An 11605-nucleotide genomic window follows, 5' to 3' on the forward strand; every position below is an offset into this window, starting at 1 on the left:
GAGGGGCTCGGTAATTACAGGAAAAGACGCTATGAACACTTTCTATTGGGTGCTTTTCATGGGGCTGCTGATAAACATACCATCACTGGCACCGGTGTTGTTTCTACATAAGATATCAAAGAAGGTTAAGGCATCGTTGGCCCTGAGACTTTTTCTGCTGAACGCCTTCTTGGTACTTTCTGTTGTGACGGTATCGCAGAACACCACACAAAAATATGGACTGTACCCTGTATGGCTGATTATTATTGCTATTGGGCTGTTTGCGGTCACGCTAGTGCCAACGATAAAATTTATACGTAAGCATTTAACTGTCGGGAAAAGCAGGGCTGTTGTCCTCTCATCATTCCTGATTGTCTATGCCGTCAGAATTCATGCCGTGTTTGCAAACGCTTATGGCAGCGGATACACGCTTAATGGACACAATACAGTCTGGACGTTGTGCTTTCTGTTTGCATGTCTTGTTACTTATCTTGGTTGTGCTGGGAATAAAAAATATTATGGGACATCTATTCCTCTTGCCAATGCGCAGCCTAAAAGTCATAAAGCCTATGCTCCCCAATCAGAGATTGATGTCGATATTGCTGTGAAAGGATCAAGTGTGTTATTCGACCCAAATCTGGATATTGTGGAACAGCAGCGCTATCGGGATGCTATTGAAAAGCGAAATAATGATAGCTGGTAAGCTGTTTTAATCTATAATCTTAATTCATATGGCCCTGTCTGATACAGGGCTTATTTTATTGTGGCTTTTATAGCTGGTAAGGCGATCTTCTCTGACAATGTTGTGTTCAGAAGGAGAGTGTAAGTAGCTCGATTACTAAATCATGTTCTGATACGAATAGAAAATGCGTGGTTTCGTATAAGTCAAAAGTATTCTTTCCGATAACGAGAACAACATGCTAGGTTTTTGGAATTAATTTTCCTGATATCTTTCTTTTCTTGGGGGCTTGAATCTGCAATTGTGTTTCATCAAGCTTAATTATCTTTATATTGCTAAAGAATAAATCATCACTTTCCTCTTTTACTATTTCATTATTGGCGAGGGATTTTATTGCATGAGATGAAACACTAAGGAGTGAGTCATCCAACTTAAGATCGCTCAATGCTGGGAAGGATATTTCATATTTGAACTTACTGTTTTTAAGGGTGTTATATCTTATCTTATAAAGACTAGAATACGAAAATAGAGGTACTTGAAGACAATAATTACCTATGCAAAATGAGAAGATATAATATTCCATATCTGATTCATTTTTCTGGAAAAGAAATACTTTGCTATTGGGGAATGGTATTTTTCCAGAAAAGGAAATTTCATTGTAAGTTAATAAATCAGGAATGGCAAGAATATGTGTGGGATTATTGTGTTCGTCAACATCAAATGTTATAGGATAAGGTATTTCATCACCAGTAATAACGTAATTAGCTAGATTTATATATTCCCTTACGTTGTCTTTAGGCATTATAGACAAGGCCATTTTTACAAGGAATTTATATACCCAAGTCGGGTTGTATGGTTTTTTCTTATTTCTTATAACACTTTCGCATGTTTCTTCATTTAAGGTAACTAATTCAGTATCAGGAGATAGTGAAATTTGCAATATATTGAAGGTAGGGTTAAATTCAACAAACTGTTTTGGATGATCCGTTTTATCTAAAACAGTAGTTGAAACTCCATTTTTACCTCTGCACTTAAAAAAAGTTTTTTTTATCCCCAAGAAATTATCAAAATGTCTTTCTATTGTATCTCCAAAATGCTTATTACAACTATCGCATTCATTATAAAAGAAAATATTTTTATTTCCTAAAAACTCAGGTACTGCATGAGCCTTTTTCTTGAATTTTTCGGGGGAATAGGGATGGTTGCAAAATAAGCACCTTCCGTTTTCTTCTCCTAAATAAATAGGTTCCATATTGTTTGTTTGGAAAAATTCAAATTCTGATATAAGTTTTAACATTATATATATACCCCAAATAATAGAGTAAGGCCACCCTCAATAAAATTAATTAAAGAGGGCGACTAAATTTCAGGCCTTGTTAGTCTTCTATTAGCGCAAGAATGAACTCCAGCACTAAGATAACGATCCTAATAAAAATTTTCATCATTTTTATCTCAGTAAAATATAAAGGAAGTTGCCATTTCTGGCGAGTTCCAAGATATAAAACTGATGGATCTTGGTGAAGTATACATTGTGGCGTCTCAGAAGTAAAGAGTCTGCAAGTTTTTTTCAATGATTTTACTTATGGATACTCAATCTATTCAGAGTGAATATCATATTGAAGAGATTAAGCTGATATGATTGAAATAATATTGGTTGGTAAGATATAGCATGAAGAATTCGAGCAAGCCTTAAATAATTGTAGCTTCGTTATTGAGTCTCAGTAGATTGAAAGTGATATGCTGCTCCTTGGGTGCATCTGTGATATGACTGAGATGTTGAGCTCATCGTGGCTTTATTGCCTACTGACTGTTTTCTGAGATCTTTTAAATAACAAGTCAAGGTGGGCTTCGCCCTTCCAGAAACTATTACTCTATATTTAATCGTTATGATAACCCGGTGGTTTCAATTTAGAAGCTGGCTTTTTCCTGTCTGCTGTTAGCGTTGGTATGTAGTCAAATTCACTCTTAGTCTGTGATGGGTTAACCGGACGACTTGGAAAACGTCTGACCTCATCAGGTGTCGGTTTGTAGTCATCCTTGTTAAATCTGGCACGCCTTTCATACTCAGCGCGTGGCACATAGATCCCCTGTACCTCATCAAACACATAGTTTTCGGCAATACGCTTATCGTGATCAGCTTCAACGGAAACAGGGGCTGGTTTCTTTCTGGCCCAGACAAATTTTTCTCTTATATATTCCACTACCAGTAAAGTGAAACGCTTGAACACACCATCCTGACGAGGTTTAACCTGCTTCCTCTTGCTTTTAACAGGAGCGCGTTTGACCGCTCTGGCAGTTGAAGAGGATGGGGTTTTCAATTTGGTGCGTGTATGAGGCGCAGGAGCAACCAGAACAGGCTGTTGCTCTTCGGATGATGCTGACTGTGAACCTGTCTCAGAGAACTCTGTTCGAGGTTGTATTTCAGGTAAGACGATTTCAACAGGTTCAGGAAGCTGCGATACGGTAAAACTTCTGAGGTCAACAACGATCTGAAGATCCAAATCTTTGAAGACACTATATGTGGCCTGAGCTTCCTGTTTCATCTCATCGCGTACAGCCTGTTCAGCAGCACGTTTTTCCTGAACGCTTCGACTGTTCCACTTGGCACGATGAACACGTTGCATTGCCGGGCGGCTGGTTGCTGTTGCTTTGGCAAGCCATAGCGCTTTTTCTTCTGCATCCAAGGTAATAGCAGCATGTTCGAGTGCTTCATTATGTTGAGCCTCAATAGAACGATGATCAATACGTTCTGACACGCCTGATGCTTCAAGATAGCGATTGGCAAGAGCAGACCACGCTTCACGCCATAGGATTACGTTTTTCTTGTCGTTCCAGCTCCTTTCTTTTTTACCAAAGCCATCAGCGGTGATCGGTTTTAATGTCAACATCACATGTGCGTGGGGATTATTACCATCAAGATCGTGGAAGGCGATATCGGCAATCATTCCTTTATCGACGAAATTCTTCTGGCAGTATTCAACGACCAGTTTTATCTTGTCTTCATTGTTCAGTTCGCAGGGAATAGCCACATCAAAATAACGGGCTGTTTGACCGTCTTTCTGACGCTCAACCCTTTCAACTTCATTCCACAAGGAGCTTGAGCTTTCAACAATATCAGCAGGTGCGTAAACAGGCGCTAATATCAGATGATGGAATAAATCTGTTCGGTGGCTGAAATCATAGGTATTTCCTGTGCGATCATCTGTTATTCTGCAACGTGCATGATAGGCTGCCTTCCTACAGGAAGACATACCCTCAGAACGTTTCACAATTTTAAACTCCAGATGAAATATCGCCATATAATAAAAGACCTCAATATAAAATAAAACCAAAATATAAAACGCAACGATAACTATGCTGCCGTTAGTTTTTCGCAAGAAAAACTTCGGGGTTGACGTTGACTTTGTTTCCGAAGGAAACGGTGTTAGCCTGCGGCAGGCAACCGTCGGTAGACCCCACACACTGCGTAGCAGTGTATAAGTGGGCATTGTCTTATTAAAAATAGAGACAATGTAAAAGCCTCCCTACTTAATTAATACGAAATATATGAGTCCCTGTAAAACAAAACGCCGAATTAAGCGGCGCAATCTGGATAAACGGGCGAAGTATTCCTTCGATATTATAGTAATGGGGTTTAGATGGCGTCCGAAGGACAAAAAGAGTGTTAATTTATCCCGCCGTAAGGCGGGAAAGTGCTAAAACAAGAAAATAGGTGAGTTTGTCGGTAGTTTTCCCTGTTGCACAATTCACAGGTCAACTATGGAAATCAGGATTAAATTTTAACAAGTAAAATGAAAAGCACTAATAAACAAAAATAAGTAACGCGGAGAGGTCGGGGTTTTAGAAATGTAGTGGATTTATATAATCTGTTTGTGGTTTTCATTTTATTATGTCCACTTTATCTAACTAGGCTGAAACAACAAAGTGACTTTATTGTCATAAGCTATTTAATACACAATCTCGTTTCTGGCATCTTATGGTTTTTTTAGATCTATGAGCGATATTATACTGCTGTGCAGAAAAGTGCTTTACTTTTGAGCAGCCTTTGTAGCATAAAGTATTGGCGCTGTTTTATCTTTTTGGTTATACCTGCAAAAGGCCTCGGATGTGTTGCCATTACTAAAATTTTATAGATCAGTAAACAGTATGTGTTGCAGTATTGTGGGGCGGCTATTTAGATTCAAAACTACAGGATAGAAAAATGGATAAGATTACAGGATATTTTACGAAAGACATTGTGGTTTCTCTATCAAGAGTATTATCACACTCACAATATTTTGCAATTAAAATAAAAAATGATGAACTTTCATGGAGGAAAATATTATTCCTATATTTTGGTTTCTGGACTATATCAAGAGTTATAACAAACTCTATATTTGAGTTTTATCTGAATGGGAAGGTATTAAATGATTTAAAGTTATTTTTCTTTCAAACAATATATATATTTATTTTTTCTTTTTTGATTCGTAGTGTAATGTTTATATTAAAAGGGAGGTTATCATACGAAAAAACCTTAAAGCTTTTTTTCATATATGGCGGTGTAATTTATATTATTAATAGTATATTAATGATGTTTGATATCTATTTAGATAGAGGTGGAAATAGGCTTATAGTTTTTTTTGTTTCATCTTTAGCAGCAATGTGGATTTCAATCTCCTTTCTGACAATATTAAAAATTAATGAAGTAAATGGAAAAGCAAGGCGAACCGTAGGCGTATTATTACTAATATTCTCATCCTTTTTACTTTCTAACATTACATCTGTGATGGCACCATATTTAATCCTAATGGATAGTTAGAAAATAAAAAAAAGGGAGCTTTGTAGAGTTCCCTTTTTTGTTGCTCTATCTATTTTATGCCAAATGTTTTTAAAAAATAAAATAATAGATGTAATTATTTATTGTCACGGTAAAATTGAGTACTGATTTCTGGCATTAGTGACTTCCTTCTTCCTGTGTTGAAAATACGGAAGTTTTCCTTTTTAAAGTTAGTGCTAGAAAGTGACTGACTATTATAAGTAGGTTGATGCGAATAAATTAACAGTTCCTCAATGGCAATGAGCATAGTATTTTCTGTTCCTACAGGAATATAGTTTTCAATTTTATTCCGTTCTTCCCAGTTTATAAATTCACCAAATGAAGCAAAGAAAACCTTAACTTCATCACACTGATTAGAAAAGCGACTGTAGTGTTCTAATATCCTTTCCTTTATACTTCTCTCTGTTTTTCCGATATATAAAAGAACATTGCTACCATAAGTCGGATGACTACCATAAATCTGGTAAAGGCAATGCCATTCTTTTAATATTTTTCCATTTTTATCTTTTAGAATGTCATCTAAGTAATAGGGACCTTCCCAATATACATCGTAAATTTTAACCGCTATTTTTTCATTAAACATAGAAATTTTTTAAAGTTATTTGATGATATGGATAATATCGGCATGTGCTAAAGAAACTTTAGTTCTGAATGATTTTAGTTAATATAAAAAATTATTCTTAATGTTGCAGGTGATTTGTCTCCCCTCGCTAATCTCAGTAACTTACTAGAGTATGCTCTTGGCGATTTATCCGATTATTTTTCCCTGCAACTCTAACCATTCAGCTATATAATATAAAACTTATCAACGATTATTTATAATAATGCTATATTGGTTTTGATTTTATGGGGTTGCGGGAGTGATATAATTTAGCTAAATATTTAATGAGAGTAACTTCATAAAATAAAATTATATTATTCTATTGATAATTATCAAAAATATGATAAATGATAATATATAACAAGAACAAGGAGGTGTAATGTATAAAAATAACGATGAAGCTATTGATTGGGAAGCCAAACGACTTTTAGATGATGGCGTTTATACCGATACAGAACAAGCCTATTTAGAAGCAGAAAAAATAGTAATCAATATTAGGGAGCAAGCAAAGCAGCGCCAGATGAAGCAACAATTTAAATTGAAGATTAAGTCAGTCAAGAAACAAATTGGTAATGGTTATGATTATGCGGATGTCCCTTATGCCAACAAGAAAAAACATTGGGGGAAATATAAATGACCAGAAAGGATATAAAACAACAAATTGCTTCAGCACAGGAACGCTTATATTTCTTGGAAGCTAAAAAGAAACAGCAAACGAAAAAAGAAAACACCCGCCAGAAAATTATTTTCGGTGCAGAGGTTGCCAAAGTCTTAGGATGTGATATTGGTTATGTAGATAAAGAATTAGTCTTTGGAGTTCTTCTTAATATACCCAATCTTCATGAGAGTGATGTTCAGGTTTACAGAGCACAGGGCCAAGTCTATATCGAAAATGTTATAAATAAATCCAAATGTTAATTATTTTTCACGTCCGAACGGTGAACCGGCCTAAAACTTGCTTTTAGGCCGGTGAACTGTTGAGCAAGCCCTAGAGGGCGCGGTAGCTTGTCTAGGTATTAGGAGTGACAGAATATGATTGTCTGCTCTGAGCGAATTGCTTACATTCAGGTAACATCAACATTATTAAACAGGTCAATCCATTACTGCCCATAATGTTGTCAAAACTATCTACTATGTGAGTTATGATATTATAAAATATATAATGTATTATCTGATGTTAAATATTTTTTGCTTTGTTTGCCATTTAAGAATATAAAAATTGGCTCGATACACAAAAAATTTCTATCAAGCAGGTGTTTGTGAAAATAACACCTGCTTGATCTAATAATTACTTGCTTGCTTTAATTATAGGCTCGGAATAAATTGATTTCAGGCTTTCGATATCAAGTTTATGAGGACCAATGAATTTATGTATGATTGTTTCATCTAAAGAGTTTAGATCATATTCTTTGAACTCTTTAAAGAATGATCTTACATTATCTTTTAGTAATTTAAGTTTTGATTTTCTCATAACACATATTTCTTCATTGAAATTGCTATGATATGAGAGGGTTCTCGTGTTTATTATCATTATTTTCTTACACTTTACGTCACCATACTCTTCCGTAAACCAGCCGCAGTGATTGTTCATCTGACCAGCTTCTGTTTTATTAATTTCAGCTCTATCCTCGTTTACTTCATTCTTGCATTCAAAAAGAAAGTATTGAGCATCTACATCTCCCCACAGGTTATCCGGTCCTTTTTTTATTTCCTTGTCAGGCCTTTGGCAGACAAATCCAATTGAAGTACCTAGGTTGTGAATGGCATCTTCAAATTTTTCTGATTGAATACCAAAAGAAATATTTTGCAGAATACCATCAACTGAAATCATTAAGGATTGGTAATCATTGTGTGCACTGATCCATCTGATAATCCTATTTGCTCGCGTTGCATTTATATTATTTATTTTTTTATAGACAACACCATCTTTAGGTTTAAGTAGGTTACTATTTCTTTGGAATGCAGACTTTTGAATTTTATTTGATTCTACTTTACTCAAGCTGTATCTATATCTAGCTTGAAGTTGAAGGTACCAGCCTTTCTCCATTTCGTCTTCGGTATGTTTATCACAAATATCTTGCAATATAGCGCATGCCTTATCTATCTCTCCTTTTATAAATAAATTCTCAGCTTTGTACTCTAGCGTAATTAGATCATAAAGATTGTCTTTTTTATCATGAGTATCAATTTCGTTCATACTTTCAACATAGTACTCCTTCCATCCATTATCACGTTGTAAAGATTTGTTAATTAACCCAATAAATAGCTTATCAACATCAGCTCCTTCTTCAATTTCATCTTTAGCAAATCCAACTATTTGGCTGCCTATATCAATTTGCATTTTAGTCTGAGGGGAAAAATATTTAGTCGTTAGTGGGCTTTTCAAAAACTGGACAAGATCTCCGCCTGTAATAATTATTACACTGTAATCTTTTTCACCTCTTACACTACGCCCCAACCCCTGCTCAACGCGTTGAGCTGTTTTTACATTAATAATATCACTACTTGGTCTACATTCCTCTTCATAACGATCTGATAATGTTTCAGAATAAGGTTTGGAATCAATCACTAAAATACGACATGAGTTATCAGGAAGATCTATACCATCGTAGCGATTAGCAAAGACGACCGCCTTGCTATAATTCCCCTTTTTTAATTGTTCTATACATTCATAAATTGTTTCCGTAGTTGCTACCGTGGCTCCTATGCGTTGAAATTGTTTTATATTTGAAAAGCTAGGTGTCAGACATACTGTACCGAAAGTTCGCTTTTCAAATGGCTGGAGTACCCAATTAATTATTTTTTCACGATCTAGTGATTCATCAATTAATGATGGGATTAAAATCATTTTTTCACCTGACCAAACAAGATCAGGATTAACTAAAGGTTGTTTCACCGCCTCAACATCAAAACCTAATCCTTTTATAAAAAAAGAATCATCTTGTGTTGTTGCAGACATAAGAAATCGATGCTTGGCTTTACTGAAACTACCAAAAGAATCTATGAGTGAAAAAATCGGTGAGATTTCTAAAGACTCACCAGATATAAAGGCTTGGCAGTTATGTAATTCATTTTTTATTAGAGGCCAAATAAAAGATACTCTATTATCTTCGATGTTCTTAAGTAATTCTTGAGCAACTAGTTCTTTCTTATCGATCCATGACCAATATGAGATTGGAAGTAATGTATTGCTTCCAATACCACTTTCCATTTCTAAATAACTTCCTTCACCTTGCTCCCTGAGATCATCGGAGAATATATTTAAAATTGACGTATAAAGACTACTTTCTTTATCGACCTTAATTGTAAAGCTACTCTTAATTGAATCAATACAAGCTTGCGAATCATCTAAAATAATTGAATTGACATTTATTGATTTACTGCCTAGCCCAAAAACAGTTTTTCCGTTAAATAACTTTTGAATATGTGTTATTAATATTTTTCTTCCAGCTAGAAAGTCATCAGGTATTTGTTTGCTATGGTCAATTATACAATAAGGAATTCCAAATTTCTCTGCGTCTTTAACTGCTTGTTTGGCTAAGTAAATATTGGGGCAAACATACATGCAAGGGCTGTTCGTTTCATTTATCTTTGACTGTAATATAAGCAATCCAATTAATGTTTTACCTTCCCCTGTGTGTAATTTTATTATGTTATCCCTGTCATTTCTTTTTTTATTAAACCATTCTTCTAGAATAGTTTTTTGTGATGGACGCAAAGGGCCTGCTTCGCTACGTCTGTCCAGTGACTCATAAATATCGATAGGATTAATTCTTTTCGGAAGTTCTTTTTTCTTTAATTTATTTGTGAAGTCAATCATTTTTATTCCTTTTTTAAAGTAACGAGGCAATAAAGATAATTTTATGTAGAAAATTAAGAGGCTGAATATAATTCATACCTCAAAACTGGACTTAAATCTACATTTTTTAATGTGTTTAGTTGCAGAAAGTAGGAGGGATTCGCGAATAGCTTTCGCTTCTGGCACAGAACAGCCTGTCCGATTAAGTTGCTCCCCATTGCATCCAATACAACAGGGAGTCATTTGATTAGATAGCAAAGTCTTCCAGCGTTTTACCACTTTCCAGCGCTGCGGCGATAGCTTTAGGTGTCCGCCCCTGACCTGTCCACGTCTGTTCGTTGCCGTTTTCGTCGGTATATTTGTACTTGGCAGGACGGGGAGTGCGTTTAGCTTTTGCTGTTTTGCTGGTAACACCTGCGTCGAGCAGTTCAGACGGATCAATACCATCCTCTAACAGTCTGGCGCGTAAGGCTTCGATTTTAGCCTGACGCTCTGCGTTTTGTTGCTGTGCGCTGGCTTCTTCTTCACGCCGGTCTTCAACAATGGCGGCCAGTTTTTCCAGCATTTCTTCCAGTGTTGCCAGATCGGTTTCACGAGCCTGAGCACGCAGAGTACGAATGTTGTTTAATACTTTAAGCGCTTCACTCATTATCTTTTTCCCGGTAGGTTAGGTTTTTTATCAAAAATTGATACTTATCAGTAAGAAAGTATATATCAACAGAAATGAGGAGAGAACCATGAAGAAGAAAAAATCAAAATGCGCTACCCACATGAAGACATCACTATTTTAAGCCGAATTGCCGGAGGCATCACAGAAAGTGATGAAAGATATGTTTAGCGCAGGAATGGCTATACACGATGTTTCAGCGGGGAGACAAGTAAAAGCGTATCCTGATAAAGGAAGGAGTGCTTTAACGATCTGGATATAAATTATCTTTCTCTTGCGTCAGCCGCTCGTCAGTTAACCCGTTAATTACATGTGGTTGTCTATTGTTTGATTCAATGTAATTGTTTATCTGTTTTTCATCGTTCGGATGAAAAGGAGCTAAACATGGTGTTATTAAAAAACAGAAAATATAGGAAAGGGTTCTCTCTGCTTGAACTGCTTTTAGTTTTAGGTGTTATTGCCGGATTGGTTGTCAGTGCGTTTATTGTTTACCCCAAGGTTCAGGCAGCACAGCGTGTAGAAGCCGAAGTGAAAAATATTGCAGCAATACAAGCAGGAGTCAAGTCAGTATATGCATCAACGAATTCTTATTCTGGGATGGTTAATGGTTCTATGTATAAAGCTGGGATATTTCCAGACAACATGGTAAAGAGGTTCGCTCTTGGGTTTTATATTGTAAATTCGTGGAGAGGGAATGTTGTCTTGGCATCTGACGATACAGGTCCAGCAGGGACACCCGGAAGTGCATTTACTATAACTTATAACGGGGTGCCTGCGGCTGAATGCGCTAGATTTATTTCTGCTACAGCAGCAAATTTTTATATCATACAAGTAGGTTCAGTAACGGTTAAAGATACTGATGGGAATATCAATATCAGCGACGTGTCTGATGCATGTAGTGTGAGTGAGAATAACATATTAATATTCACATCGTTATAGATACAGATTGTTTTGCAAAAGAACCATGAGAGATAATGAAAGCCATTTATTCTTTTTATTTTATTAATCCTTTGTCGATATCTTGACCTATTTTTAATTTTTGCTAATTAAATGGTACGTGAAAA

General features: G+C 35.9%; 10 protein-coding genes. 5 read left to right on the forward strand and 5 right to left on the reverse strand.

Translation table 11 applies throughout. The features are described 5' to 3' along the window. Positions 1–682: hypothetical protein (locus DCH402_RS07715; RefSeq protein WP_233276333.1), on the forward strand; the 682-nt coding region annotated here is incomplete at its 5' end. A 217-nt stretch (positions 683–899) separates the two neighbouring features. Here the strand turns inward: DCH402_RS07715 and DCH402_RS07720 are convergent. Together DCH402_RS07720 and mobQ are read right to left on the reverse strand one after the other, a co-directional pair. Continuing rightward, a complete protein-coding gene (locus DCH402_RS07720; protein WP_040000589.1) occupies positions 900–1955 on the reverse strand; it encodes an HNH endonuclease in 1056 nt (351 codons plus the stop codon). Between the two features lie 580 nt (positions 1956–2535). Next, a complete protein-coding gene (mobQ, locus tag DCH402_RS07725; RefSeq protein WP_040003491.1) occupies positions 2536–3957 on the reverse strand; it encodes a MobQ family relaxase in 1422 nt (473 codons plus the stop codon). Positions 3958–4859: 902 nt separating this feature from the next. On the opposite strand from mobQ, the gene DCH402_RS07730 reads away from it, so the two are divergent. Continuing rightward, complete coding sequence (locus DCH402_RS07730; protein ID WP_040000590.1) at positions 4860–5456, forward strand: hypothetical protein; 597 nt, start codon at positions 4860–4862, stop codon at positions 5454–5456. Positions 5457–5550: 94 nt separating this feature from the next. Here the strand turns inward: DCH402_RS07730 and DCH402_RS07735 are convergent, their stop codons facing one another. After that, positions 5551–6057: a hypothetical protein gene (locus tag DCH402_RS07735; protein ID WP_040000591.1), complete on the reverse strand. Its 507-nt coding sequence runs from the start codon at positions 6055–6057 to the stop codon at positions 5551–5553. Positions 6058–6454: 397 nt separating this feature from the next. On the opposite strand from DCH402_RS07735, the gene DCH402_RS07740 reads away from it, so the two are divergent. Then, positions 6455–6712 (forward strand): hypothetical protein, encoded by a 258-nt coding sequence (locus tag DCH402_RS07740; protein ID WP_040000592.1) that lies wholly within the window; start codon positions 6455–6457, stop codon positions 6710–6712. Continuing rightward, positions 6709–6993 (forward strand): conjugal transfer protein TraD, encoded by a 285-nt coding sequence (locus DCH402_RS07745; RefSeq protein ID WP_040000593.1) that lies wholly within the window; start codon positions 6709–6711, stop codon positions 6991–6993. The genes DCH402_RS07740 and DCH402_RS07745 overlap by 4 nt, the downstream gene beginning before the upstream one ends. A gap of 370 nt (positions 6994–7363) precedes the next feature. On the opposite strand, the gene DCH402_RS07750 is transcribed toward DCH402_RS07745, so the two are convergent. Together DCH402_RS07750 and DCH402_RS07755 are read right to left on the reverse strand one after the other, a co-directional pair. Then, positions 7364–9895 carry a DEAD/DEAH box helicase family protein gene (locus DCH402_RS07750; protein ID WP_040000594.1) on the reverse strand — a complete coding sequence of 844 codons (2532 nt, stop codon included), beginning with the start codon at positions 9893–9895 and terminating at the stop codon, positions 7364–7366. Positions 9896–10121: 226 nt separating this feature from the next. After that, on the reverse strand, positions 10122–10523 hold the full coding sequence (locus DCH402_RS07755; RefSeq protein ID WP_040000595.1) for an H-NS family histone-like protein: 402 nt from the start codon (positions 10521–10523) through the stop codon (positions 10122–10124). Between the two features lie 402 nt (positions 10524–10925). On the opposite strand from DCH402_RS07755, the gene DCH402_RS07760 reads away from it, so the two are divergent. Then, positions 10926–11480 carry a type 4 pilus major pilin gene (locus DCH402_RS07760; protein ID WP_040000596.1) on the forward strand — a complete coding sequence of 185 codons (555 nt, stop codon included), beginning with the start codon at positions 10926–10928 and terminating at the stop codon, positions 11478–11480. Positions 11481–11605: the final 125 nt, after the last annotated feature.

This window comes from Dickeya chrysanthemi NCPPB 402, from assembly GCF_000406105.1.
Classification (GTDB): domain Bacteria; phylum Pseudomonadota; class Gammaproteobacteria; order Enterobacterales; family Enterobacteriaceae; genus Dickeya; species Dickeya chrysanthemi.

Coding starts and splice junctions, on each gene's coding strand:
- mobQ (WP_040003491.1), bottom strand. CDS start 3,957: ATGGCGATATTTCATCTGGAGTTTAAAATTGTGAAACGTTCTGAGGGT.
- DCH402_RS07760 (WP_040000596.1), top strand. CDS start 10,926: ATGGTGTTATTAAAAAACAGAAAATATAGGAAAGGGTTCTCTCTGCTT.
- DCH402_RS07750 (WP_040000594.1), bottom strand. CDS start 9,895: ATGATTGACTTCACAAATAAATTAAAGAAAAAAGAACTTCCGAAAAGA.
- DCH402_RS07740 (WP_040000592.1), top strand. CDS start 6,455: ATGTATAAAAATAACGATGAAGCTATTGATTGGGAAGCCAAACGACTT.
- DCH402_RS07720 (WP_040000589.1), bottom strand. CDS start 1,955: ATGTTAAAACTTATATCAGAATTTGAATTTTTCCAAACAAACAATATG.
- DCH402_RS07730 (WP_040000590.1), top strand. CDS start 4,860: ATGGATAAGATTACAGGATATTTTACGAAAGACATTGTGGTTTCTCTA.
- DCH402_RS07735 (WP_040000591.1), bottom strand. CDS start 6,057: ATGTTTAATGAAAAAATAGCGGTTAAAATTTACGATGTATATTGGGAA.
- DCH402_RS07755 (WP_040000595.1), bottom strand. CDS start 10,523: ATGAGTGAAGCGCTTAAAGTATTAAACAACATTCGTACTCTGCGTGCT.
- DCH402_RS07745 (WP_040000593.1), top strand. CDS start 6,709: ATGACCAGAAAGGATATAAAACAACAAATTGCTTCAGCACAGGAACGC.